This is a genomic window from Bradyrhizobium arachidis (assembly GCF_015291705.1).
GTDB classification, from domain to species: domain Bacteria; phylum Pseudomonadota; class Alphaproteobacteria; order Rhizobiales; family Xanthobacteraceae; genus Bradyrhizobium; species Bradyrhizobium arachidis.
Genome location: NZ_CP030050.1, coordinates 642765 through 668229, shown reverse-complemented (window position 1 = coordinate 668229; position 25465 = coordinate 642765). Strand labels below are relative to the sequence as shown.

Genomic DNA, 25465 nt, shown 5'->3' with positions numbered 1-25465 from the left:
GTTATCGCGCATCGCGATATAAGACAAAGATGCCAAATCTCGATTGCTTCCTGAGCAATCGTAATGCGACGAGTGTTTGACCAGTGAATGCTCGGTGATCGCATAGGAGTGCCTGTAAGCCCCTTCTTATTGGGGGCCGAGTGTCATTACTGCTCAAGCTTAAAACAGCGAAATCATTGGACGATATCGCGAGCCTGTTGGGGTACCAACCGCAGGGGCTCGCCTACATCCTTTACAAGATTCCCGAGTCTGTGAAGTACACGACTTTCACCATAGCCAAGCGCAGCGGAGAGCTGCGCGAGATCAAGGCTCCCATTCCGCATCTGAAGATTTTGCAGCGAAGATTGGCCAACCTGCTCAACAGCTGCCTGGGCGAAATAGAGAATGCGGGAGAGCGACGTCGGCCGATTTCGCATGGCTTCGTTCCCTCTCTATCCATCATTACCAATGCCTCGGTTCACAAGCGACGACGCTATGTATTGAACCTTGACCTCGAACACTTCTTCCCGAGCATAAATTTTGGACGCGTCCGTGGCGTGCTGATACGGGATAGGCGATTTGAACTCGATTCAAAGGTTGCAACTGTTGTCGCTCAGATAGCATGTCACGAAAACAGCCTGCCCCAAGGGAGTCCGTGTTCACCGGTTTTGTCTAACATTGTCGGCCATTTGTTGGACATTCGCTTGGTTCGGTTCGCTCGCCAGCACAAATGCACTTACTCGCGTTACGTTGACGACATCACCTTCTCAACAAATCGCACGGCCTTCCCAACAGAGCTTGCGGCGCAGCAAGAATCCGGCAGTTGGGGCCTTAGCCAATCTCTCGTCTCAGAAATAGAACGAGCCGGCTTTCGTGTGCACGCCCGAAAGACCAGAATGCAGGTGCGCGGCTCACGCCAGCTGACCACTGGCCTGTTGGTCAACGAAAAGGTCAATGTCCGGCCAGAATATTATCGAACAACTCGATCTATGTGCGCCGCTCTGTTCAACAAAGGAACTTATTACGAAATGAAGCCTGCCACACTGGCGGGAGGGAACGTAGGCGACGCAGCAGTCAAGGAGGTTGCAAACTCCCTCGATCTTCTCGAGGGCCGCCTCGGCTACATTTATCACATCCGCAATACCGTCGATCGACGAGAAAGCGCAGAAAAGAAGAAGAACTCCACGGCTACGCGAAAGCTTTTTCACAAGTTCTTGTTCTACAAAAACTTCGTCGCTCTCGAACGGCCGCTCATAATCACCGAAGGGAAGACCGACTCGATTTACTTGAGATGCGCGATACGAAGTCTCTCGTCTTTTCATGGAAAGCTTACAATCGATCGAGGCAGCAAGCCCCGGCTAAGCGTCAGCTTCCTTAACTTCACAAGCACCGTTCACGACGTTCTTCAGCTTGGAGGGGGTACCGGTGATTTCAAATTTCTAATGCTTCGATACAAGCAATTGCTTGATGAGTTCAAACACGCGCCACTCATTCATCCAGTAATACTCCTGATCGACAACGACGACGGCGCAAGAGAAATCTTTGGCGTTGCGAAGCAACTCGGGGTCGCGGACGTATCCTTGGTATCCCGGGCAGCGTTCTACCGTATTTGTGCAAATCTCTATTTGATCAAGACACCGGAAGGGACCAGCCAAAATCCAAAAACCTGCATTGAAGACCTCTTTGATTCATCCGTTCGCAACACCCTACTCGGCGGAAAGAGCTTCGACCCGGACAAGAAGCACAATGAGGAAGGGAAATACGGCAAGGCTCACTTTGCGGAGAGAGTGATCCGGCCACAATCAACCGATATCGACTTTTCAAAATTCGAAATGCTCTTAGACCGCATAGTCGCGGTGATCGAGGACTACGCGCCCGCGAAAGGCATTTGATGCCCAAGGTTTCTTACGTCGCTTACATCGATGAATCAGGAGATGATGGCGTCGCTAGCGTTCGTCCTATTGACCCGACAGGGGCAAGCGAGTGGTTCGTCTTGTCTGCACTAGTCGTTCGAGCAGAAGCACAGCGGGAGACCGTCTGGGTTCGCGATATTCTCAAGCAGATTCGCCTAGAGCAGCGCCGAACTCTACATTTCCAACCGCTTGACGATTGGAGACGTACCTTGGTTTGCGCCAACATCGCGACCTTGCCTGTTCGCTGCTTTGCAGTGATCTCGAATAAGGCCAATATGCATGGCTATCGAAACAAGAAGGCTGAAGCTGCCTCGGCCATTGCTGGCAGAACTTGGTTTTATTGGTGGGTAACGAGGCTGCTGCTCGAGCGCGTAAGCGACTATTGCGAGCGCCGCGCACTGAGAGATTATGGCGAGCCTCGGACCGTTAGGCTCGAGTTCGCCAGACGAAGGGGCTTAAGATACGCTCATCTACGAGCTTATCTTTATTGGCTACGGACGCAGTCCCAAGCAGGAGAGCTTTACCTACAACGTGGCGATCTTAAATGGTCGGTTATCGATCCGATCAACCAAGTTGCCGCCTACGACAGCAGCGAACGCGCAGGCTTGCAATTGAGCGATTCAATCGCCTCAGCATTCTATCAATCGGTAAATGGGCCCTCTCCGGATATTTCATACGCACTTGCGCTAAAGCCGCGCATGGCGCGTAGACCGGACGGTCAAATATTCGACTATGGGCTCAAGCTAATGCCCAGCGGTTACCTGCAGCGAGCAGGCTTGCAACAACGCAAGATATTCGAACTGTACAAATAGAGAGGCAGGCCCCCGGCCCCTGAGGACACCGCTGGAGTTGCAGACTCACCAGCGTGGTGAGACATCCATGCGGCTGTCACGCAAAGCGTGACTCGGGGTTATTCCGGCGTTGCCTGCCAACTTCTTTTTAGTCGATTCTCTACGCTTTTTCAAGCACTTAATATCTCCTTGATAAGAACCGTCTTTTGCGCACAAACTAGTCCGAACTTCCCCGCCATACCCGCCCCGGTAGCATCACACGGAGGCGCATCCGATGGACCACGCGCACAACACCGACCGCAACTCCTCACCGAGAACCTCGTCATCTGCGGTGACGGCACCGGCAACGAGATTTCCGAGAACATCTCCAACGTCCTGAAGCTCTATCGCTGCCTGCGCAAGACCGACAGGACGCAGCCGCGGCAGTTCGTGTTCTGCGATCCCGGGGTCGGCTCGGTGACGGGCACCCGTAAACACCACCGCGCGCCCGTTAACGGTCCATTAACCAACGCAGCCTAGCCTGCGGTAATCGTCCAGCCATCATTAGCTCGAAATGCCTTCCCGGTTTGCTCCAGGAGAAGCGCCGATGTGCGTTGCGTTGTTGACGTATGCTGATCTCAGTGCCCGCCTCAATATCTCGCGCGAGGCCGCGCGTTCGCTGGCGAGACGTCGCCGGTGGCCGCGCTCGCGGTCGGATGACGGCAAGGCCCTGATCACCGTTGATTTATCCGAGCTTCGCTACACGCCCCGCCCGCGACGTGCCCGCGAGGCAAGCCACACCGATGCCGCCGCGGCAAGGATGGAGGCGTTAGAGCCATTTCCGTTCGGACCGAGTCCGAACGGGGCTCCAGATTCTTATTCTGACGCGTTTTCCTTGCGCGAACCGGTAGCCACTTCGCTCGAAAACACTTCAGATTCTTATCCTGACGCGTTTTCTTCACGCGAACCGGCGTCCACTTCGCTCGAAAACGCTTCTGAGATCGAGGCACTCAAGGCGGAGGTCGCGCGGCTCGAAGATGTCGCAACCGCCTACAGGGCCGTGTTCGAGCGCGAGCGCGAGCGCGCCGATCGGCTGGCCGCCGAGTTGATGCAGGCGGCCGCCGAGACGGCGGCAGCCAATGCGTGGGCGGCACGACTGGAAGACGAAGTGGCGGACTTACGGACCGGTCGCCGCCCTGGCGGCGGGGTCGCGGGACAGGGCGCGCTTCGATTGGGACAACTGGCCGCTTCGATCGTGCAAGCAGACCGCGCGGCTCGCAGGTAGCACTTGAACCTTTCCCCATTCCCGGCCGCCGGAGCAACCGCGAGGACAGAATGACTGACATCACCGACATTCGCGAGATGAAGGCCCGCATCGTCGTGTTCGGCGTCGGCGGCGCCGGCGGCAACGCCGTCAACAACATGATCACGGCCGGGCTGGAAGGGGTCGAGTTCGTCGTCGCCAACACCGACGCGCAGGCGCTTGCCATGTCGAAGGCGACGCGCCTGATCCAGCTCGGCACCAACGTCACCGCAGGCCTCGGCGCCGGCTCGCAGCCCGAACTCGGACGCGCAGCGGCCGAGGAGGTCATCGATACGATCCGCGAGCATCTGACCGGCGCACACATGGTGTTCGTGACGGCCGGCATGGGCGGCGGCACCGGCACCGGGGCTGCACCGATCGTCGCCAGGACCGCGCGCGAGCTCGGCATCCTCACCATCGGCGTCGTCACCAAGCCGTTCTACTTCGAGGGCCAGCGCCGCATGCGCTTTGCCGAAGCCGGCATCGAGGAGCTGCTGAAGACGGTCGACACCCTCCTGATCATCCCGAACCAGAACCTGTTCCGCGTCGCCAGCGCGAAGACCACGTTCGCCGATGCCTTTGCCCTTGCCGACCAGGTGCTCTATTCGGGCGTCGCCTGCATCAGCGACCTCATCGTCAAGGAAGGCCTGATCAACCTCGATTTTGCCGACGTTCTCTCCGTGATGCGCGAGAAGGGCAAGGCCATGATGGGACGGGGCGAGGCGTCCGGCGAGAAACGCGTGCTCGCGGCCGCCGTGGCGGCGATTTCCAATCCGTTGATCGAGAACCCCTCGATCAAGCGCGCCAGTGGCCTCATCATCTCCATCACCGGCGGCAAGGATCTCATGCTGTACGAGGTCGACGAAGCCGCCACCCGCATTCGCGACGAGGCCGATCCGGACGCCAACATCATCGTCGGCGCCTCGTTCGATGAAAGCCTCGAAGGCATCGTCCGCGTCTCGGTGGTGGCGACCGGGATCGACAATGTCGACCCGGCGCTCCAGGCGCCGGCGGTGGAAACCGCGCTCACGCAGCTCGCCGGTCGGCTGCGCAACGACAGCCGCCGCATCGCCGATCGCATCGAGCGCGGTGCAGCGCTGCCGCAAGTGGAAAGCCCGCCGCTCCGCCCGCAGCCGCATCACCCCGTGGGGCCACCGGCAAGGCCGAATCAGGACCATGCGCGCCAGGCGGCTCTGCAGACGCTCGATCTCTACGGCCGATCATCCCCGCGCAACATGGCCGACGAAAGCGTTCTCGATATCCCGGCCTTCCTGCGCCGCGCCGCCAACTGAGCGGTGGGTCAACGACAGGTCGTCATCCCGGGGCGCGACAACGTCGCGAGCTATGATGCGCAATTGCGCATCTGAGGATCCATAACCACCATCGTGAGTATGGATTCTCAGGTGCGCAATTGCGCACCGTAGCTCGCGCCAAGAGGCGCGCCCCGGAATGACGGAGCAAAACAACAACTCTCCCGCTTCGGCGGGCTCCTCACCATGAGGGTCTGATATCACGCCGCAAGACGCGACCTCATCCTGAGGGCCCGCCATAGGCGGGCGTCTCGAAGGATGCGCCACGAGGAAGCCACCCGCTACGTTCACGCTGCGGTGCTGCGCGGGCTCTCCGCTGCTTCCCGTTTTTCCGTCTCCTTGTCGCGAGACAGCCATGCCGGAAAGCGAAGCAGGCGATCGCCCGCCTCTTTCGGCGGCTCGATGGGCGCTTCGCTGGCCGAGCTCGGCAGGTCCAGCACGGCGTGTCCCGTTCGCACGGCGTCCGCGCGCTGGTCCAGTTCACGCAACAGGGGATCGAGCACGGTGTCGATTTCGGTCGCCACCGACACCAGGAAACTCTTGAGCTCGCGCGCCTCGGGCACGACGGCCGAAGCCTGCGCGATCGCCTTGGAGAGACCATCGACGACAGGGGCAAACGCGCCGGCGGCTTGCATGATTCGCGTTTTGATCGCTTCGATTTCGGCCAGGACGCGATCACGCTCCCGCCTGTTCTTCTCCTCCGAAAGGCGGGCTTCGATCTCGGCGATCTGGGCCGTCAGGGTGGTGGCTTCGGATGCGAGTGCATCGCGTCTTGCGCGAGCGCGATCGAGATCGCGGCTGAGATTGTCCACTAGATCGTCCTTCCCGAACATTGCTTTGCTCCGTAGGACAGCCGTGGCGCGAACCGCCAGCCGGTTGAGCGAGCCAAAGGCTCGATCGGCCGAAACAGGCATGAATTGCGGTCGCGTCACATGGGCCGACATGGTGACCCCCAGTCGTCCCCATTAGGCGCCGGCATGGTTAACGAGTGGTTAATGTCAACAGATGATGCGATGCAGCCGCGATAGCCGTCTCCCCTAGCTCCGAAAATCGATGCTCCGCAGCACGATGCCCGGCGGGGTGCCTTCGAACTCGCAGGCGCGGTATTTGCTGGCGGCGCAGGCTTCGATGCGGTCGCGCAGGCGGCTGAACTGGGCTTCGCGCTGCTCGGGGGCGACCTTCGGGCCGCGTTCGAGATCGTCCATCGCCGAAGTCGAGATCGCGCAACCGATCTCCTGCGGGCCGTCCTGCATGGAGAACAGCACGATCATCCGGTCGTATTCGAGGCCGATGTAGCGGCCGCTGGTGAGGGTCATGGAGGAATCCTTTCGCTGGTTGCCCGGCAACGCGATGATCGCGCGACGCGCACAAACCCACCTCGACGTCGTCCATCACCCCGGCCAGCTCCTGGCCGCGCACGCCGTGGCACAAATATCCACAACAACTCATTTCGGTGGTTATGGGTCCTGCCTCCCGTGCGCAATTGCGCACCAGGCCAGGACGGCAGCTGCTTTCCACGCCCGTACCCTAGTTGCCGCAGAGCGCGGCGGGTGAGGGCTCTTTCCTCTTGGGGATTATGATGCCGCCGCATCATGCAAGCCACATGCGATAGCCCCTGCCCTCCTGGGAGGGTAAGAGCACCACCGTCTCCTCTCCGTCGCGCAGTTCCGCTATACTCGCCGGGGTAGCATTTCCCGGAGGGGCAGACCTGTGGAGCACGCACACAACACCGAGCCGAAAAACCTCGTCATCTGCTGTGACGGGACCGGCAACGAGATCTCGGAGAACATCTCCAATGTCCTGAAGCTCTATCGCTGCCTGCGCAAGACCGACAAGACGCAGCCGCGGCAGATGGTGTTTTACGATCCCGGGGTCGGCACGGTGACGGAGCCGACGACGTGGCACCGCTGGAAGGCCAACATCAATCTGGTGCTGGGGCTCGCTACCGGCTACGGGCTCGATGACAACGTGCTGTCGGCCTATTGCTTTTTGATCGAGCACTACGCGCCGGGCGACCGCATCTATCTGTTTGGTTTTTCACGCGGTGCCTACACGGTTCGCGTGCTGGCGGGGCTGATCCACAAGATCGGCCTGATCTCGCCGGAGCAGGCGAACCTCGCAGGCTCGGGGCTCGTCGCCTACAAGCAATATTCCGGCACCGGGCGCGGCAACTCCATCTCCGACCTCCAGGACGTCGCGGTCGACGACCAGGGGCCGCTGCCGAAGGACACGTTCGACCTCGCCGCCCAGTTCGCGCGCATCACCTCGACGCGCTGGCCGACCATCCACTTCATCGGCGTCTGGGACACGGTGGCGAGCGTGATTGTGCCGCGGCGCGACAATTTCTTCTTCGTGTTCAGCCTGGAGGAGCTCGCCTTCACGCTGCGCAATCCGAGCGTAAAAATCTTCCGGCAGGCGATCGCGATCGACGAGCGGCGCTGCATGTTCCGCCTCAAGCAGTACGAGGAGCCGCAGGAATACTGGCGCAACCGCTATGTGCCCGACGAGAAGAAGGAGCCGCAGGACATCTTGCAGGTGTGGTTCGCCGGCGTGCATTGCGACGTCGGCGGCGGCTATCCGGAAGCCGAGAGCGCGGAGTCCAAATATCCGCTGATCTGGATGATCGAGGAAGCGGCGAAGGCCGGGCTGAACTTCAACCCGCGCACCGTGAACCAGCTCGCCTGGGGCGTGCAGCGCAAGAACTCGCCGTTCAAATATGTCGCGCCGGCCTACACCGGCAAGGCGGGCGCGCTGCACAATTCGATGACGACGGCCTGGCGCGTGCTGGAATATCTGCCGAAGAGCGCGAAGTACAAGGAATGGCCTGACAGGACGGTGGTGCTCGGCTTCTACATCCCCGATTGCGAGCCGCGCGTCATTCCCGAAGGCGCGCATGTGCATGAGAGCGTGCTGAAGCGGATGGCGGTGGAGCCGGACTACCGGCCGGTGAACCTGCCGAAAGAATATGTCACCGTGCCGATGCCGGTGCCGCCGCATGCGGACGCGCCGGTGGAGGAGCACGTGGCGTGAGGGGGGTGATGGCGACGATGATGGAGGCAGTGGCGTGCAACATCACCGGTGTCGTCCCTGCGAACGCAGGGACCCATACCGCGTGATCTCTCGGTCGCAGGAGGCAGGAGTACCGAACGACGAATCTTCGCCAAACCTCTCCCTGGGGTTATGGGTCCCTGCGTTCGCAGGGACGACAGGGGAGTTTGGGGTGGACGGCGGAGCACCTCGCTACCGCCGGTTTCTCCATTCGCCGCCACTTTTCGTTAAAATTCTCCGGCCCGCCTTAGCATCATCGCATCAACTCCTCTGCATCATCCTGCACAGAGCCCGCCGTAAGCAGCGGAATTGGAGGAGATGTGCCAATGCATCCGCGAAAATTTGTCCGCGTCAAACCCGCAGGCCTGGTGTCCCGCCAGGCCAAGATCATCACCGACCCGCGCGCGCCGGTGATCCCCTGCACGCTGATCGACTACTCGCCCGGCGGGGCCTGCGTCGATCTCGGCGGGCAGGTGAAGATCCCCGACCGGTTCGAGCTGTTGCATGTGAACACGAAGAAGCGCTGCCGCATCGCCTGGAAGCGCGGCACGCGCGTGGGCGTGGTGTTCTAGCTGTCGGCTTCGTAGCCCTCCCAATGGGTCGTCATGCCCGGGCTTGTCCCGGGCATCCACGTTTCTTGGGCACGGATGCAAAGACGTGGATGGCCGGGTCATAGGCGAGCGGAAGCGACGCCGTCCTTCAGACGGCTATGCCCGGCCATGACGGTGCGGGAGGGTCAGAAAACTACTTCCGCATCCGCGCCTTCGTTCCCGCGACGATCTGCATGGCGACGCCGGCGATCCAGCCAAGCAGGACGAGCCAGGTCCAGGCGATGTGCGGGTCCAGCCGCAGCACGATCACGGCGACGGAGGCGAGCGCGGTGAAGGTGGCGCAGAGCGTGCCGGCGGCGCTCAAGAATTCCGCGGCGTCGATCTGGCTGTGCGCGTCGTCGAAGGGAAGCTGCGGCGTGTCGATGCCGAGATAGAAGCCGATGAAGCCCAGCACCATCATCGTCAGCAGGAAACCCTGCGTGGTGAGGTGCGCGATCGACGAGCCGACATAGGCGCCGACGAACAGCCCGCATGCCGCGCCTGCCATCGCAAGGCCCACGCGCTCGAACACATGGGCAGTCTTCCGGACACGAAACCGCATGGGCCGGCCTCCGTGATGCCCCGGGATGCAAGGTTAGGCCAGTTTTGCGGACCGCGAAAGCTGAGGAGTTTTACGGATACGTGAGGTCGCGTGATGAGAGGCGTGAGGGAGGTGAGGTGGACACCACATCCTCCGCTGTCGTCCCGGACAAGCGAAGCGAAGCGGAGCGCCGATCCGGCAACTGTTATGTTGGGTTGGCTTTCAGGTACGGCTTTCTGTCACGCATCATGGCATTGAGGACCGTTAGCAGCTTCCTGGCGACGGCAATGAGGGCGAGCTTGGCTGGTTTGCCGGCCCGTCGCAGCCGTGCGTAGAAGGCCTTGAACGGATCGGCCCTGCGAACCGCGTTGAGCGCAGCCATGTAGAGGGCGTCACGGACGCGCTTTCGGCCGCCGGCAATCTTGCGTTTGCCGCGGAAGGCTCCGCTGTCGACGTTGAAGGGAGCCAGGCCGGCGAGCGCCGCGATCTGCTTGGCTCCCACATGTCCGAGTTCCGGCATCTTCGCGATGAGTTGCATGCAAGCCACGGGACCCACGCCAGGCAGTGAGCGCATCAATCGCGCATCGTCCGCAATCTCTCGCTCGGCTTTGATTAGTCCCCTGATGTCGGCCTCGATCTCGGCGATCTCGCCGTCGAGGACTTCAATGAGGCGACCGATGCGCTCGGCCATGGCACGGTCGTCGGTCTCGCTGCGCCGGTTCTTCTCCTGCGCGCGCATGCGAACCAGCTGATCTCGCCGTTTTGCAAGTCCCGCCAAGGCGTTGCGGGCGGGATTGGCAGTCGGCTCGGTTGCTGGCTGCATGGCCCGCGCAAAGGCTGCCAGCATTCGCGCGTCGATCGGGTCGGTCTTGGCGAGCTGCCCGCTGGCGCGCGCGAAGTCACGAGCCCGGGCCGGGTTGATCCGGGCGAAACGGATGCCGGCCTCGCTCAGCGCTTCGCGAAGCTCGAGGTCATAAACACCCGTGGCCTCGAAGACGACCAGCACATCGCATCGCCAACGCGCCGCGATCTGGGTGATGGCCTGCGTCGCGTTGGCGATGCGCTCCGGCACGCCCAGGCCTTCATCGAAGATATCGAGATATTGTTTGGAGACGTCGATTCCGACGCAACGAAGGGGTATGATCACGGTGCCTGTCCCTGTGATGCGAGGTCTGTTGGCGCAGCCTCGTGCAACTGTTCAGGTTGGTAATGGAACGGGCGGGAGACCGAGCCGGCTCACGGCGTCAAGCGCCAAGGACCCAACGGCTTCCCGCCCAACCCATCCTGACAGACTTCCAAGACACAGGGACCCATAACCCCAGGGAGGAGTTTGGCGAAGACTCTTAGTTAAGTTGTCAACGCACACAGCGCGCTATCGTGAGATCACGCGGTATGGGTCCCTGCTCCCCGTGCGCAATTGCGCACTAGGCGGGGACGACAGGGGCGGTGTGGCGCGGTCATCTCGCCACAGACATACATCACGCGCGCAGCGCCCTCACCTCGCCCCGAACGTGGTCTTGCCGAACAGCGCCTTCTGCGTCGAGGGCTGCGAGCGCCAATATTGCGGCGGGGCTTCGACTTCGCCGCCGAGCTCGGCGGCGGCGTGCCAGGCCCAGCGCGGGTCGTAGAGCAGGCCGCGGGCGAGCGCGACCATGTCGGCCTTGCCGCTGGCGACGATCTCTTCCGCCTGCTTCGGCTCGGTGATGAGGCCGACCGCGATGGTTGGCAATCCGGTCTCGCGCTTGATGGCCTCGGCAAACTGCACCTGATAGCCGGGGCCGAGCGGAATCTTCTGCAGCGGCGAGACGCCGCCGGAGGACGCATCGATCCAGTCGACGCCGCGCGCCTTCAACGCGCTCGCGAACTCGATGGTTTGACCCAGGTCCCAGCCGCCCTCGACCCAGTCGGTCGACGACACCCGCATGCCCACCGGCTTGTCGTGCGGGACGACGGCGCGCACCGCGTCATAGACCTCGAGCGGGAAGCGCATGCGGTTCTGCAGGCTGCCGCCATATTCGTCGGTGCGCTTGTTGGAGACCGGCGAGAGGAACTGATGCAGCAGATAGCCGTGCGCGCCGTGCAGCTCGATCGCGTCGATGCCGATCCGCATCGCGCGCTTGGCGCTGTCGACGAAGGCGTCGCGGATGCGCTTGAGGCCGCTCGCATCCAGCGCCAGCGGCGCGGCCTCGCCCTCCTTGTGCGGCACCGCGCTTGGTGCCACCGTCTGCCAGCCGCCGTGCTCGACCGGGATCAGCTGGCCGCCGTCCCAGGGCCGCGCGCTCGATGCTTTCCGGCCGGCATGGGCGAGCTGCATCGCCACCGCGGTGGAGGAATGCTTGCGCACGGAAGAGAGGATCTGCTTCAGCGCGGCCTCGCAGGCATCGCTGTAGAGCCCGAGGCAGCCCGGCGTGATGCGGCCGATCGCCTCGACATGGGTCGCCTCGATGCAGAACATCGCCGCGCCCGACAGGCTGAGATTGTTGATGTGGGTGAAGTGCCAGTCAGTGGCGACGCCGTCGTCGGCCGAATATTGGCACATCGGCGACACCACGACGCGGTTCTTCAACGTCAGGCCGCGCAGCTTGATCGGGGAAAACAGGGCGCTCATGCGGGAAGGTTCCGGGGATGGAGGGATGGAAGCGATTGCATGGAGTTTAGTGGCCCGACGGCGAATTGCCAGTTGCGCGGGCGGCATGGCCGACCGGGACGGCATGCATTGCGGCTGCCCTACTCCAGCTCCTCGAACCTCCCCGGCACGGGTTTGCCCATACGCACGCTGCCATCGGGCAAGATCTCGCCATCCGCCTCCGCCGAAAACTGGATCGTGTTGCCGCCGCCCTCGCGTTTCGTCGCCTTGCCGAACACCCCCAGCTTGTCCGCGAGCGCCAGGTCGTCGAGCACGAACACGCGGTACTCCGTGAGGTGAAAACGGCGCGGCGACTGCCAGGTCAGCGCCGGCACGGAGGTGCGCATGTCGCCGTCGGTCTTGATGTCGATGCTGCGGCCGGTGACGTCGCGGAACAGCTCCGGCCCCTTGAGCAGGCGCGCGCGGGCGCCGTCGACGGCGTAGAGGTTCAAGGTGACGATATGGCGCTCGCTGCGGAAGCTCACCACGACAGTGCGCGCATCGGCCGACCAGGCGGCGTGGAAGGCGTCCGGCGCGGTGTCGAGGATGTTGTCGTCATCGACGTTGTCGAGCGTCATCAGCCGGCGATGGCTCGGCTCCGCCATGAGATAGAGCCGAAAACCCTCGCGGCCAGCCTCGCCGCCGGCATGGGCGGCGACCGAGAGCTTCCCATTCGGCGCACGGCCGCCCTGGATGATGGCGTATTCGCCCTTCTTGTACTGGTGCTCGGCCGTGGCGTGCGCCTGAGGCAGCGCGGCAAGCATGAGGATGAGGGCGAGGATGGCGCGAAGGGGCATGGATGTATGTAGCGGACTCGTACGCGCGAGTTCAATCTCCGCTGCTAGCGCCCACCTCCGCTGTCGTCCCGGGTTCGCGCTTCGCACGCCCCGGGACGACAGCGGAGAATTACTCCACCAGCGTGAACTGCAGCAGCAGCGTCCGTTGCAGCAGCGAGAAATTGTCGTCCGACACCAGCGTCAGCACGGTCTCGCCCTCGGCGGTGACGTGGGCGTCGATGCCTTCCATGTTGTCGATCTCGTGGCCGAGATCGGCGGCGAACAGCGCGGGGCCGTCGACCACCGCGCCCGGCGCGATGGACTTCAACGGAATTGAGCGGATGCGGATGTTGACGCCGGTGAACCAAGAGAATTTGCGTTCGAGGATGAGCAGCTCGCCGCTGGGCAGCAGCACGGCATCGCTGATGTCGAACTTGTCGGTGCGGCGCACGCTGAACTGGCCGGGCCTGGGACCGCCGATCAGGAACGCCATCAGATTGCCGTCGGCATCGAGCCCGCGCTCGGAGAACGCGATCAGGGTGCCGGCCAGCGGCTGGCCTTTCGGCACGAAGATCAGCGCCTCCAGCCCCTTGTTGCTCGGCAGCTTGCGGATCGCGGCCGGCGTCGGCACCACCTCGCCGCGCGCCCCGATGCCGCCCTTGGCGAAATCGAAGCGCATGATCTGGTTGACGCGCTCGAGCCCGACATAGAAGACATTGCCGTCACGCGCGAGCGACTCGGTGTCGTACCAGTAGCGCGTCTCGGTGATCGGCCTGCCCTCGCCATTGAGCATCGGCGCCGCCTCGACATCGTCGAGCGCGACCATCTTGCCGCTGGCGTAACGGATGCTGCCGGTGAACCAGCTGCCCTGATCGGACAGCGCGAGGAAGCGCTCGCCCTTCGTGTCGAGAAAACGGAGCGCGGACAGGCCGCCGAAACCGCGATGCGGCGAGGTCAGCACGAGGCCGCTGCGATATTCCAGCGAGCCGAAGCGCACGTGCGAACGATCGCGCGGCTCGAACGAGGGGATCTGCCGCGCGTTGACCTCGATGCTGACGGGCGCGGTGACGGCGTGCTCGACCTGCGCCGGACGCGGCGCCGGCTCGCTCGCAGGCTGCGCCCGCGCAAGTCGCGGGATTGCTAGAATGGAAAATCCCGCCGCCGCATGGCCGAGAAAGCTGCGGCGGGATGGTTGCGTGCTCACGAATGCAATTTGCGTCGCGGGCGACCGGCCGGCTGAGTTGGTGCGGTGTTGGTCTCGCTGAAGAGCTCGGCGAGCTTCTCGGTGATGGCCCCGCCGAGTTCTTCCGCGTCCACGATCGTCACCGCGCGGCGATAGTAGCGCGTGACGTCATGGCCGATGCCGATCGCGATCAGCTCGACCGGCGAGCGGGTCTCGATCTCCTCGATGATGTGGCGCAGGTGCCGCTCGAGATAGTTGCCGGGATTGACCGACAGCGTGGAATCGTCGACCGGCGCGCCGTCCGAGATCATCATCAGGATCTTGCGCTGCTCGGGCCGGCCGAGCAGGCGCTTGTGCGCCCAATCCAGCGCCTCGCCGTCGATGTTCTCCTTGAGGAGACCCTCGCGCATCATCAGGCCGAGATTCTTCCGCGCACGGCGCCAGGGGGCATCCGCCGACTTGTAAATGATGTGGCGGAGATCGTTGAGGCGGCCGGGATTGGCCGGCTTGCCGGCGGCAAGCCACGCCTCGCGCGATTGCCCGCCCTTCCAGGCGCGCGTGGTGAAGCCCAAAATCTCGACCTTGACGCCGCAACGCTCCAGCGTGCGCGCGAGGATGTCGGCGCAGGTGGCGGCGACCGTGATCGGGCGTCCGCGCATCGAGCCGGAATTGTCGAGCAGCAGCGTCACCACGGTGTCGCGGAACGTCGCCTCCTTCTCGTGCATGAAGGATAGCGGGTGATAGGGATCGGTGACCACGCGCGACAGGCGCGCGGGATCGAGGATGCCCTCTTCGAGATCGAACTCCCAGGCGCGGTTCTGCTGCGCCATCAGCCGGCGCTGCAGCCGGTTGGCGAGGCGGGCGACGATACCTTGCAGATGCGCGAGCTGCTTGTCGAGATAGGCGCGCAGGCGCTCTAGCTCGTCATGGTCGCAGAGGTCTTCGGCGGAGATGACCTCGTCGAATTTCGGCGCGAAGGCGTGATATTCCGGCCCGCGCGGCTCGTTCTTGCCGTGCGCGTTCGGACGCGTCGCCTCGCCCGGCGTCTCGTCGTCGCCGAGCTCGCCGTCGTCGAAGGTGTCGGAGGTCGACGCCTGCGCGCTTTCCATGGCGCTCTCGCTCATCTCCTCGGATGAGGCCTGCGCCTGGTCTGCGCTCATCTCCTGCGCGGCATCGGAATCGGGCGAGCCCTCGGCGCCGGACTGATCGTTGTCGCCGTCCTGGTTCTCGTCGTTCTCGTCATTGTCCTCGCTATCGGCGTTGCGCTCGTCGCCGAGCTCGAGCGCCGACAAGAGATCATGCACGGCATCGCCGAACCGGGTCTGGTCCTCGACCACGCCGTCGAGCCGGTCGAGCCGCCTGCCGATCTTGTCTTCCAGGATGGGACGCCAGAGATCGACCATCTTCTTGGCGGCCGCAGGCGGCGCCATGCCGGTCAGGCGCTCGCGCACCAGCATTGCCAGCGCGTCGGCCAGCGGCGCATCGGCGCGGTCGGTGATCTCGTCGAACTTGCCGCGGTGGAAATGGTCGTCGAGCATCGCGGTGAGGTTTTTGGCAACGCCGGCCATGCGGCGCGCGCCGATCGCCTCGACGCGGGCTTGCTCGACCGCCTCGAACACGCCGCGCGCCTGCGGATTGCCGGGCATCAGCTTGCGGTGCACCTTGGGATCATGACAGGCGAGCTTGAGCGCGATGGAATCGGCGTGGCCGCGCACGATCGCCGCATCGCGCTTGGTCATTTTCCGCGCCGGCTCCGGCAACCGCGCCTTGCCGGGGGCAAGGCCCGGGCGCTCGGCCGCGAACGAGACATCGAGCTCGGGCGCCTTGGCGATCGCCTTGAGACAGGAGGCAACCGAGCGCTTGAACGGCTCGGTCGGCGCTTCCTTGGTGTTACGGAATTTGGAGTTGGATGATGATGTGCTCATAGCGACTTCGTAAACGAATGGCGCGTCACGCCGCCGGGATAGCCGTCAAGAGTGCCGAATTCCTCGTACCCGCAGGAACGATAGAAGCCCGGCGCCTGGAAACTCATCGTATCGACATGGACCCGGATCGCGCCGAGCCGTCGTGCCTCGTCCTCGATCGCCGCGATCAGCTTCGTGCCATGGCCCTTGCCGCGCTGCTTCCGCTCGATCCAGAAATACTGGATGAACAGAACCGTGGACCAGAGGTGCCCGACGATGCCGCCGACGATCTTGCGGCCGTCCTTCAAGGCGACCGCGATGCTCTTGACCTTCTGCTTGCCAAACTTCTCGTCGTTGTAGGCGCCGAGCCCGGCGAGCACAGCCTTCTTGGTGGTCCCAATGGTGCGCTCGACGGAGATGGTCGGCATGGTCTAGCTGAGCGCCACGTTGACTGCCGATTCCGGCAGCTCCGCATTGAAGCAGCGCTGATAGAACTCGGCGACCAGGGGACGCTCGAGCTCGTCGCACTTGTTGAGGAAGGTGACCCGGAACGCGAAGCCGATATCGCCGAAGATGTCGGAGTTTTCGGCCCAGGTGATCACCGTGCGCGGGCTCATCACCGTCGACAGATCGCCATTGGCGAAGGCGTTACGGGTGAGATCGGCAAGGCGCACCATCTTGTTGACGATGTCGCGGCCTTCCTGGGTGCGATAGTGCTTGGCCTTGGCCAGCACGATCTCCACTTCCTCGTCGTGGCTGAGATAGTTCAGCGTAGTGACGATCGACCAGCGGTCCATCTGGCCCTGGTTGATCTGCTGGGTGCCGTGATAGAGGCCCGAAGTATCGCCGAGACCGACGGTGTTGGCGGTCGCGAACAGGCGGAACGCCGGATGCGGCTTGATCACCTTGTTCTGGTCGAGCAGCGTCAGGCGGCCCGAGACTTCCAGCACGCGCTGGATCACGAACATCACGTCCGGACGGCCGGCGTCGTATTCGTCAAACACCAGCGCGACGTTGTTCTGGAGCGCCCAGGGCAGGATGCCGTCGCGGAATTCGGTGACCTGCTTGCCGTCGCGGACCACGATGGAGTCCTTGCCGACGAGGTCGATACGGCTGATGTGGCTGTCGAGGTTGACGCGCACGCACGGCCAGTTCAGCCGGGCGGCGACCTGCTCGATATGGGTGGATTTGCCGGTGCCGTGATAGCCGGTCACCATCACGCGGCGATTGCGCGCAAAGCCGGCGAGAATGGCGAGCGTGGTGGCGCGGTCGAAGCGATAGTCGGAATCGACTTCGGGCACATGAGGATCGACTTCGGAATAAGCCGGCACTTCGAGATCGCTGTCGATCCCGAACACCTGGCGCACCGACACCTTCATGTCGGGCAGACCGGAAACTTCCTCAACTTTGGACATGGCGGCGGTCGTCATCAATCCTCCGAGGCCCCGGGCGGTCCCGAGACCAGTTATTTGCACGTTGGCTGCGGCTGGGTGCGGCTGCGAACCTATCAGAGACAACGTGCCGGCAGAAGCCCGCGTGCCAATCAAAGTTCCGTTGTCTTTTCATTTAGATAGGTCAGGAACGCAGTTTTTGGAGGGCTGCCTTGCGAATCACGCTCGAATTTCGAACCTGAACGGCCATCCTGCCCGCGCAAATGGCACTTTTGCCGCCTGCCCTTACTTATGTAGGGTCCGAACCCCCGGGATAAACCCAAGGGTGAACCGAAGTCCACCCGACCGCCACAGAGACGACGTGACGTCCTTTCTCGATCCCCTCATCTCCTTCGTGTCAGTCCATACGTGGCTGGCCTATCTGACCCTGTTCCTGGCGGCGCTGCTGGAAGCCGTGCCTGTGGTGGGATCGGTCATTCCCGGCTCGACCATCATCCTGGCCTTGAGCGCCCTGGTTCCGGGCGGCGAGCTGAAGCTGCAATGGGTGCTGCTGGCGGCCGCGCTCGGCGCCGTGCTGGGCGACGGCTCGGCCTACTGGATCGGGCACCGGCGCCAGCGCGAGATCCTCACCGCCTGGCCGCTGACCAATTACCCGCGCGTGGTCGCCGAGAGCGAAAGCTTCTTCAAGCGCTTCGGCACCTGGGCCGTGTTCTTCGCTCGCTTCGTGCCCCCGATCCGCGCCTTCGTGCCGGTGACGGCCGGCGCGCTGGGCATGGCGCCGGCACGGTTTTATGCAGTGAATATCCCGGCGATCCTGGTCTGGGCCCCCGCGCATGTGCTGCCGGGCGTGCTGGCGGTGTCGGCCTTCCACCAATATTTCGGCGTGCCGCATCATGGGCATCCGTTCAAGCACATGTGGATTTTGACGGTGGTGGCGGTGGCGATCGTGGTGGGCGTGGCGCTGTGGATCTATCGCCGGCGGAGGGGTGGCGATGTGGCTGCGGCGGCCAAGCCGCCGGCGTAGCCGCCACATAACAGGTGTCGTCCCTGCGAACGCAGGGACCCATACCGCGTGATCTATCGATTGTGACCGGCTGGAGTACCGAACGACGAGTCTTCGCCAAACCGCTTCCTGGGATTATGGGTCCCTGCGTTCGCAGGGACGACAGCGGAGAGCGACGCGCTCACAGAGATTCTAGCTGCCTGCCCTCCTCCCCGGCGCCGGCCCGACATACCTCGCCCGCGGCCGGATCAACTTCCCGAACTGCAACTGCTCGCTGGCATGGGCGATCCAGCCGACGCTGCGGGCCATCGCGAACAAGGCGAGCTCGCTGCCAGCAGGGAGCCGCAGCGCGTGCACGAGCACCGCGAGCGCGTAGTCGATATTCACGAGCTCGCCGGTCGCCTCGATGATCCGCTCCGGCACTTCGCGGGTGAATTTTCGCGGTGCGCCGGCGCGGGCGAGCGCGTTCAGCAGCGATTGCGCGCGGGGATCGCCGCGCTTGTAGACGCCGTGGCCGAAGCCGGCAAAGCGCTCGCCGAGCGCGACGCGCTCGCGCACCATGGGCTCGACATCACGGTCGATCAGCGTCTTGACGAGCTGCGAGGCCAGCACGCCGGCGCCGCCATGCTTGGGGCCTTTCAGCGCAGCAAGGCCGGCAATCACGGAGTCATAGAGGTTGAGGCCGGTGGACGCCGCACAGCGCGCGGTGAAGGTCGAGGCGTTCAGCTCGTGATCGGCCAGCAGCACCAGCGCGCGGCGGATCAGATCGGGCGCGTGCTTATTGTCCGCCGCCCAGGCTTTCGCGACCTGCTGATGCAGCGGCTCGGCTGACGGCTCGGCGTTGAGCATGGTCGCAACCAGCAGCCGGACGATGCGCGCGCCGACCATGGCGCGGCCATCGGGCGCGCGGGTGAAGGCGCGGGGATCGGCACTGGCGGCAAGCGCCAGCACGGCGATGGCGCGGTCGATCGGCGCCGCCCGGCGCGCGGCTTCCGCGATCGCGCGCATCTCGTCGGACGTCGCAGGCTGATTGTCCGGCGCGAAGGGATCGACGTCGGAGACGTCCCAGAGCAGCGTTGCGGTGTGCTCCAGCGTGTCGTTCTCGGCGAGATCGACGCAGTTCACGCCGCGGTAGATCGCGCCCTCCTCGGTGATGGTCGAGATTTCCGTGTCCATCACCGGCAGGTCGGCATCGAAGCTGCGCAGGCCGCGCGGCTCCGGCGACGGCACCCGGCGCTCCTTCAGGGCACGGACGTCCTCGGCGCGGTAGCGGTTCTTGCGCGAGTCCGGCGTCGGCTCGGAGCGGATCAGGCCACGGCTGACATAGGCGTAGAGCGTGGCCGGCGAGATCGCGAGCTCGGCGGCGGCCTCCCGGGCGGAGAGGTAGAGCTCTTCGGAATTATTCATATTGATTTATGTAATCAAGATTGATCAATCTGTCGAGAGGGCCGATTTTCTCCGGGTGCAGTGCAAAGGAGATTGGGCCATGAACATCCACCTCACCAAAAGCCAGATCGGACTGGACGGCGTTCCTGCGGCCGAGACCGCGCTGAGCCATGTTGACGGCGAGCGCGGCGAACTGATCATCGCCGGCGAGCATGTCGGCCGCCTCGCCGCCAAATCGAGCTTTGAGGGGGTCACCGCCCGGCTCTGGAACGGCGCCAGCAAGACCGCGCTCACCGAAGCCAATGTCCGGGCGAGCCTGGGCGCAGCGCGCGACCGCGCGTTCGCGCGGCTGGACGAGCTTTTGCCGGCGACGCGCGGCATGGGCATCATCGACGGGTTCCGCGCGGCCGTCGCGGGGCTTCGCGCCGAGCACGGGCTGGAGCATGAAGCCACCATCGTCGGCGCGTTTCCGGTGATCGCCGGTGCGCTGGTGCGGCGCGCGAAAGGGCTCGATCCCATCGCGCCCGATGCGACCGTGAGCCACGCCGCCGATACGCTGCGCATGCTGCATGGGCGCGCGCCCGCATCGCGCGAGGTGACCGCGCTGGATGCCTATCTCGTCACGGCCAGCGACCACGGCATGAACGCCTCGACTTTCACCGCGCGTGTCGTCGCTTCGACGCAAGCCGATCTGTTCGCGGCCGTCACCGCCGGCTATTGCGCGCTCACCGGCCCGCTGCATGGCGGCGCGCCGGAGCCGGTGCTGGAAATGCTGGACGCGATCGGCTCGCGCGAGCGCATCCAGCCCTGGGTCGATGCGGCGCTGGCGCGCGGCGAGCGGATGATGGGTTTCGGTCACCGCGTCTATCGCGTGCGCGATCCGCGCGCCGACGTGCTCAAGACCGCGGTCGAGGCGCTGGCATCCAACGGCACCGATCTGCCGTTTGCCGGCGAGGTCGAGGCCTATATCCGCGAAGCCCTGCGCAAGAAAAATCCGGAGCGGCCGCTGGAGACGAATGTGGAGTTCTTCACCGCGATCCTGCTCGATGCGCTGGCGATCCCGCGGCAGGCGTTCACGCCGATCTTCGCGGTGGCGCGCAGCGCAGGCTGGACCGCACATGCGCGCGAGCAGCAGCGGACCGGGCGGCTGATCCGGCCGAGCTCGTCCTATGTAGGGGCGATGCCGGAGGCGTGAGGCGAGTAACGAGCGCAAGAGGCGGCGGCGGAGCCAAATACTCCGCTGTCGTCCCTGCGAATGCAGGGACCCATACCGCGTGATCTATCGGCGAGAGGCGGTGTGAATACCACGGGAAGACTATTTCACTACGAGTCTTCGCCAAACCTCTCCCTGGGGTTATGGGTCCCGGATCTGCGCTTCGCTTGTCCGGGACGACACCGAGAGTTTGGCTACGACTGTGGCCGCGAAGCCCTACGCCTCGCGCACCACCGTCTTCAGATAATTATACGCCTTGATGATCTCGATCAGGCGATCCTCGGTGGAGCGGTCGCCGCCGTTGGCGTCGGGGTGGTGCTGCTTGACCAGCGCCTTGTACTTGGTCTTGACGTCGGCGAGCGTGGCGTCGGGGCCGAGGCCCATGACCTGGAGCGCCTTGCGCTCGGCGTTCATCACCTTGCGCGTCTCGGCCTTGGGCTGGGCATCCGGGCCCTTGCGCCAGTTGGCGCGGCCGTTGATCTCGCTGAACATGCTGAACGGATCGAACGCACCGTCGATCTCGGCTTCCGATCCCTTCTTGACGCCGCCATTGGCGCCCATCTTCCAGGTCGGACGGTGACCGGTCAGCGCATCCTTCTGATAGCGCGCGACGGCGTCGGCATTCATGCCGGAGAAGAAATTGTAGTTCTGGTTGTACTCGCGCACATGGTCGAGGCAGAAGTGCCAGTACTCGCGCTGGTTCTCGCGCCCCTTCGGCGCGCGGTGCGAGCCCTTGTTCTGGCATCCGGCCCATTCGCAAGCGACCACGGTCTCGCGCGGCTTCGCTTCCGGCTGCTTGCCGCGCGGCTTGACGCGGATGGAGTCGAAGAACTTTGATGAATCGATCGGCATGGCTGACTTTGACTACGCAATGCAAAAACCTTCAAGTCTTGACATTGCAATTAGCTGACCACCCCGGCAATTGACGGGGCGCTTGCGCACGCTTTAATGGCACTCATGGTTATGAAAGATACTATCAGCAACAAGTTGCAGGAAGCTTTCACGCCGGAAAGCCTGCAAGTCGTCGACGAGTCACATTTGCATGAGGGTCACGCCGGCCATCGGCCGAGCGGCGAGACGCACTTCCGGGTGTATATCGTATCTGAAGCCTTCAAAGGGAAGAGCCGGGTCGACCGCCACCGCATGATAAATTCGGCGCTGGCCGCGGAACTTTCCGGCAGCGTGCACGCGCTCGCGATACACGCGCAGGCGCCGGGGGAAGGCTGAGGCTCTTCACCCTCCCCGGAAGGCCTCACACACAATCGAAAATGGTCGTCATGCCCGGGCTTGTCCCGGGCATCCACGTTCTTCGTTCGGTTATTAAGGCGTGGATGGCCGGGTCAAGCCCGGCCATGACGATGTGGAAGTTGCAGTGCTTACGACTGCCGCGTCAAAACGACGTCCCGGCCCGTCTCGGCTTTGCCTCTTCCAGCTCGGCCTCGCGCGGCACCGGTGAAATACGGAGCGCGGTGATGCGGTTGCGTTCGCGGCGGAGGACGCGGAAGCGGAAGCCGTGGAACGTAAAGCTCTGGCCGCGGTCGGGGATCGAGCGCGCCTCGTGAATGACGAGGCCGGCGACCGTGGTTGCCTCTTCGTCGGGCAGATGCCAGTCCATGGCGCGGTTGAGATCGCGGATCGGCACCGAACCGTCGACCACCACCGAGCCGTCAGGCTGGGCGCGCACGCCGGCGACGACGACGTCGTGCTCGTCCGAGATGTCGCCGACGATCTCTTCCAGAATGTCTTCCAGCGTCACGAGACCTTCAACCTCGCCATACTCGTCGACGACCAGCGCGAAATGGGTCTTGCGGCGGCGGAACGCCTTGAGCTGCTCGGACACGGGCCGCATCTCCGGCACGAACCAGGGCGGCAGCGCGATGGTGGAGACGTCGATGCGCGAGGTGTCGCCGTCGGAGGCGCGGATCGCGCGCAAGAGGTCCTTGGCGTGGAGCACGCCGATGATGTTCTCCGGCTTCTCGCGCCAGAGCGGGATGCGGGTGTATTCGGTCGCCAGCACCTCACGCACCAGCTCTTCCGGCGGCAGATCGGCGTTGATCATCATCATCTCGGTGCGATGGATCATGACGTCGGAGACCTGGAGCTCGCGCAGGTCCAGGAGGCCGCCGAGCATGTCGCGGTCCTGCTTCTCGACCTTGCCCTCGTGGTGCAGAAGGTCGACCGCGCCGCGCAGGCGCTCGGTCGGCGACAGGATGGCCTGGTGCTCGCCAGCGAGGCCGAAGAGGCGCATCAACACGCGCACGATGACTTCGACGATTCTGAGCAGCGGCCCCAGCACGTACATCGTCAGCCGCATCGGGCGCGCGACTGCGAGCGCCATGCGGTCGGGCGCGTTGATCGCGATGGTCTTCGGCAGCACTTCCGCAAAAATCACGACCAGCGCGGTCATCACGCCGGTGGCATAGAGCACGCCGACGTCGCCGAACCAGGCCGTAAAGATCGAGGTTGCGAGCGCGGAGGCGCTGATATTGGCGATGTTGTTGCCGAGCAGCAGCGCGCCGATCAGGCGCTCGCGCATGTCGAGCAGCTCAGAGACGACGTCGGCGTCGCGGTTACCCTGCTTGGAGAGCCTCAGCATGCTGGCGCGCGAGGCGCCGGTCAGCGCGGTCTCGCTCGCGGCGAAGAAGCCCGAGACGAGCAGGCAGATAATGACGATGGTGAAGCCGAGCCAGTCCATGCACCACTCAACAGAAGTTCAATCGCGCACTATGCCTTCTGCGCGAGCTTCTCTTTCAGGAAATCGCGCACCGGGGCCGGCTCGACATCCTTCGCGATCACCGCACGGCCTACGGCCTCGAGCAGGATGAAGGTGAGCTTGCCGCGCTTGACCTTCTTGTCCTGCGCCATCAGCGCCATCAGCGCGTCGGCGTCCGCGAGCCCTTCCTGCGCGAAACCCGCGATGTCCTGCAAGCGCGTCGGCAGGCCTGCCTCGATCAGGTGCCGCTCGACCCGTGCCGCCTCAGTCTCGCCGATCATGCCGAGCTTCGCCGAGAACTGCGCCGCCAGCGTCATGCCGATGGCGACGCCCTCGCCGTGGAACAGGCGATCGGAGAAGCCGGTCGCGGCTTCCAGCGCGTGACCGAAAGTGTGGCCGAGATTGAGCCGCGCACGCTCGCCGGTCTCGCGCTCGTCGCGCGAGACGACGCCGGCCTTGGCCCGGCAGGAGGTCGCGATCGCATGCTCGCGCGCGGAGCCGCCCTTGAAGATGTCGGAATGGTTCTTTTCCAGCCAGGAGAAGAAGGCCTCATCCCCGAGCACGCCGTATTTGGCGACCTCGGCATAACCGGCGCGGAACTGCCGCGGCGACAGCGTGTCGAGCACGGCGGTGTCGGCAATCACAAGCACCGGCTGGTGGAAGGCGCCGAGCAGGTTCTTGCCCTGCGGCGAATTGATGCCGGTCTTGCCGCCGACGCTGGAATCGACCTGCGCCAGGAGCGAGGTCGGCACCTGCACGAAATCGACGCCGCGGCGCAGGATCGCCGCGGCAAAGCCGGCGAGATCGCCGACCACGCCGCCGCCGAGCGCGATAACGAGATCGTTGCGCTCGATTTTTGCGGCGATCAGGGCTTCGCTGACCTTTTCCAGGCCCGCGTACGTTTTCGAGATCTCGCCTTCCTCGACCACGATGCGCGAGGTCGGGATGCCGCTCGCCGCGAGCGATGCTTCCGTCGGCTCGAGCCAGTACTTTGCGACGGTGCGGTCGGTGACAACAGCCGTGCGCACGCCGGGGCGCAAGGCGGCGACGCGCTCGCCGAGCGAGGCCAGCACGCCGCGGCCGATGACGATGTCATAGGCACGGTCGCCGAGCGCGACGTCGACGTTCACAGGATCGGAATGCTTCAGGGGCGCGGTCATCGTACGGCACTCGCGACGTCGGCAGCTGGCGGGGCGGACTGCGCGCCGCAGAGATGGGCGTGCAGCGTCTCGATGGTCTCCTCGACGATCTTGTCGTGCGGCACGTCGCGCGAGGCGATGGTGAGGTCGGCTTTGCCATAGACCGGCTCGCGCTCGGTGAGCAGGCGCGTCACGGTTCCTTCCGGATCGGGTGTCTGGAGCAGCGGACGGTCGGCGCGGCGGCGGACGCGGCGCATGATGACGTCGTGGTCGGCCTTGAGCCAGATCGAGACCGCCTTGGCCGCGATGCGCTTGCGCGTCTCCTCGCGCATGAAGGCGCCGCCGCCGGTCGCGAGCACCAGCGGTCCGCCCTCGAGCAGCCGTGCGATCACGCGGGCCTCGCCGTCGCGGAAATGCGGCTCGCCATGGCGCTCGAAAATCTCAGGTATGGTCATGCCGGCCGCCGCCTCGATCTCGGTGTCGGCGTCGACGAAGGGCAGCTTGAGCCTGGCCGCCATGCGGCGGCCGATGGTGGACTTGCCTACCCCCATCATGCCGACGAGCACGATCGAGCGCGCGCCGAGCGCCGACAGGATGTCGGCCTCGGGGGACGCGGGAATCGGCAGGACGGCGTCGGACATGAATTTCGCTCAGGATCTCGCTCAATCTGCCGCCAA

At 64.2% G+C, this 25465-nt stretch carries 25 protein-coding genes; 10 read left to right on the top strand and 15 right to left on the bottom strand.

What is annotated here, in order from left to right:
- Window positions 1–140: 140 nt before the first annotated feature.
- The 5 genes from WN72_RS03125 (at window position 141) to ftsZ (ending at window position 5257) form a co-directional block, all read left to right on the top strand.
- On the top strand, window positions 141–1871 hold the full coding sequence (locus WN72_RS03125) for a retron Ec67 family RNA-directed DNA polymerase/endonuclease (RefSeq protein WP_167381177.1): 1731 nt from the start codon (window positions 141–143) through the stop codon (window positions 1869–1871).
- Window positions 1871–2704, top strand: a complete 834-nt coding sequence (locus tag WN72_RS03120; protein WP_092220412.1) for a DUF3800 domain-containing protein — start codon at window positions 1871–1873, stop codon at window positions 2702–2704. Before WN72_RS03125 ends, WN72_RS03120 begins: the two co-directional genes overlap by 1 nt.
- Window positions 2705–2791: 87 nt before the next feature.
- Window positions 2792–3202, top strand: a complete 411-nt coding sequence (locus tag WN72_RS47685; RefSeq protein WP_430640412.1) for a phospholipase effector Tle1 domain-containing protein — start codon at window positions 2792–2794, stop codon at window positions 3200–3202.
- Window positions 3203–3269: 67 nt separating this feature from the next.
- The gene (locus tag WN72_RS03110) at window positions 3270–3947 is read left to right on the top strand and encodes a hypothetical protein (RefSeq protein ID WP_167381176.1); all 678 of its coding nucleotides are present in this window, start codon (window positions 3270–3272) and stop codon (window positions 3945–3947) included.
- 50 nt (window positions 3948–3997) lie between these two features.
- The gene (gene ftsZ / locus WN72_RS03105) at window positions 3998–5257 is read left to right on the top strand and encodes a cell division protein FtsZ (protein WP_027565026.1); all 1260 of its coding nucleotides are present in this window, start codon (window positions 3998–4000) and stop codon (window positions 5255–5257) included.
- A gap of 305 nt (window positions 5258–5562) precedes the next feature.
- Here ftsZ and WN72_RS03100 read toward each other — a convergent pair whose 3' ends face one another.
- Both WN72_RS03100 and WN72_RS03095 read right to left on the bottom strand, forming a co-directional pair.
- Window positions 5563–6087 carry a hypothetical protein gene (locus WN72_RS03100; protein WP_245003224.1) on the bottom strand — a complete coding sequence of 175 codons (525 nt, stop codon included), beginning with the start codon at window positions 6085–6087 and terminating at the stop codon, window positions 5563–5565.
- A gap of 225 nt (window positions 6088–6312) precedes the next feature.
- Window positions 6313–6591: a DUF1488 family protein gene (locus WN72_RS03095; RefSeq protein ID WP_027565028.1), complete on the bottom strand. Its 279-nt coding sequence runs from the start codon at window positions 6589–6591 to the stop codon at window positions 6313–6315.
- Between the two features lie 394 nt (window positions 6592–6985).
- Here WN72_RS03095 and WN72_RS03090 point away from each other — a divergent pair, with 394 nt between their 5' ends.
- A complete protein-coding gene (locus tag WN72_RS03090) occupies window positions 6986–8305 on the top strand; it encodes a T6SS phospholipase effector Tle1-like catalytic domain-containing protein (protein WP_035730488.1) in 1320 nt (439 codons plus the stop codon).
- A gap of 344 nt (window positions 8306–8649) precedes the next feature.
- A complete protein-coding gene (locus WN72_RS03085) occupies window positions 8650–8895 on the top strand; it encodes a PilZ domain-containing protein (protein ID WP_027565029.1) in 246 nt (81 codons plus the stop codon).
- Between the two features lie 172 nt (window positions 8896–9067).
- On the opposite strand, the gene WN72_RS03080 is transcribed toward WN72_RS03085, so the two are convergent.
- From WN72_RS03080 to cobS, 8 genes are all read right to left on the bottom strand, one after another.
- Window positions 9068–9475, bottom strand: coding sequence for a hypothetical protein (locus WN72_RS03080; RefSeq protein WP_027565030.1), 408 nt, complete (start codon window positions 9473–9475; stop codon window positions 9068–9070).
- A gap of 184 nt (window positions 9476–9659) precedes the next feature.
- Window positions 9660–10601: an IS110 family RNA-guided transposase gene (locus WN72_RS03075; RefSeq protein WP_028146463.1), complete on the bottom strand. Its 942-nt coding sequence runs from the start codon at window positions 10599–10601 to the stop codon at window positions 9660–9662.
- Window positions 10602–10949: 348 nt separating this feature from the next.
- Entirely contained in the window at window positions 10950–12062 is a 1113-nt protein-coding gene (locus WN72_RS03070; protein WP_092218519.1) for an NADH:flavin oxidoreductase/NADH oxidase, read from the bottom strand.
- 119 nt (window positions 12063–12181) lie between these two features.
- Entirely contained in the window at window positions 12182–12877 is a 696-nt protein-coding gene (locus tag WN72_RS03065) for a hypothetical protein (protein ID WP_092218518.1), read from the bottom strand.
- A gap of 109 nt (window positions 12878–12986) precedes the next feature.
- Window positions 12987–14060, bottom strand: coding sequence for an esterase-like activity of phytase family protein (locus WN72_RS03060; RefSeq protein WP_092218517.1), 1074 nt, complete (start codon window positions 14058–14060; stop codon window positions 12987–12989).
- Complete coding sequence (gene cobT, locus WN72_RS03055) at window positions 14057–15964, bottom strand: cobaltochelatase subunit CobT (protein ID WP_027565034.1); 1908 nt, start codon at window positions 15962–15964, stop codon at window positions 14057–14059. The genes WN72_RS03060 and cobT overlap by 4 nt, the downstream gene beginning before the upstream one ends.
- Window positions 15961–16371 (bottom strand): GNAT family N-acetyltransferase, encoded by a 411-nt coding sequence (locus WN72_RS03050; RefSeq protein ID WP_092218516.1) that lies wholly within the window; start codon window positions 16369–16371, stop codon window positions 15961–15963. Before WN72_RS03050 ends, cobT begins: the two co-directional genes overlap by 4 nt.
- 3 nt (window positions 16372–16374) lie before the next feature.
- Window positions 16375–17373: a cobaltochelatase subunit CobS gene (gene cobS, locus WN72_RS03045; protein WP_018643488.1), complete on the bottom strand. Its 999-nt coding sequence runs from the start codon at window positions 17371–17373 to the stop codon at window positions 16375–16377.
- Window positions 17374–17695: 322 nt separating this feature from the next.
- Here cobS and WN72_RS03040 point away from each other — a divergent pair, with 322 nt between their 5' ends.
- A complete protein-coding gene (locus tag WN72_RS03040; protein ID WP_027565037.1) occupies window positions 17696–18358 on the top strand; it encodes a DedA family protein in 663 nt (220 codons plus the stop codon).
- A 171-nt stretch (window positions 18359–18529) separates the two neighbouring features.
- Here WN72_RS03040 and WN72_RS03035 read toward each other — a convergent pair whose 3' ends face one another.
- Entirely contained in the window at window positions 18530–19744 is a 1215-nt protein-coding gene (locus WN72_RS03035; RefSeq protein WP_027565038.1) for a citrate synthase family protein, read from the bottom strand.
- 79 nt (window positions 19745–19823) lie between these two features.
- Between WN72_RS03035 and WN72_RS03030 the strand changes: the two genes are divergently transcribed.
- Window positions 19824–20918, top strand: coding sequence for a citrate synthase/methylcitrate synthase (locus WN72_RS03030; protein WP_027565039.1), 1095 nt, complete (start codon window positions 19824–19826; stop codon window positions 20916–20918).
- Window positions 20919–21152: 234 nt separating this feature from the next.
- On the opposite strand, the gene WN72_RS03025 is transcribed toward WN72_RS03030, so the two are convergent.
- A complete protein-coding gene (locus WN72_RS03025; RefSeq protein WP_092218515.1) occupies window positions 21153–21788 on the bottom strand; it encodes a J domain-containing protein in 636 nt (211 codons plus the stop codon).
- Between the two features lie 105 nt (window positions 21789–21893).
- Between WN72_RS03025 and WN72_RS03020 the strand changes: the two genes are divergently transcribed.
- The gene (locus WN72_RS03020; protein WP_027563446.1) at window positions 21894–22163 is read left to right on the top strand and encodes a BolA family protein; all 270 of its coding nucleotides are present in this window, start codon (window positions 21894–21896) and stop codon (window positions 22161–22163) included.
- Between the two features lie 163 nt (window positions 22164–22326).
- Here WN72_RS03020 and WN72_RS03015 read toward each other — a convergent pair whose 3' ends face one another.
- Genes WN72_RS03015 through WN72_RS03005 form a run of 3 tightly spaced genes read right to left on the bottom strand, consistent with a single transcriptional unit; the run spans window position 22327 to window position 25429 of the window.
- Window positions 22327–23631, bottom strand: a complete 1305-nt coding sequence (locus WN72_RS03015) for an HlyC/CorC family transporter (protein WP_027563447.1) — start codon at window positions 23629–23631, stop codon at window positions 22327–22329.
- Between the two features lie 29 nt (window positions 23632–23660).
- Entirely contained in the window at window positions 23661–24809 is a 1149-nt protein-coding gene (gene aroB, locus WN72_RS03010) for a 3-dehydroquinate synthase (RefSeq protein WP_092218514.1), read from the bottom strand.
- A complete protein-coding gene (locus tag WN72_RS03005) occupies window positions 24806–25429 on the bottom strand; it encodes a shikimate kinase (RefSeq protein WP_092218513.1) in 624 nt (207 codons plus the stop codon). Before WN72_RS03005 ends, aroB begins: the two co-directional genes overlap by 4 nt.
- Window positions 25430–25465: the final 36 nt, after the last annotated feature.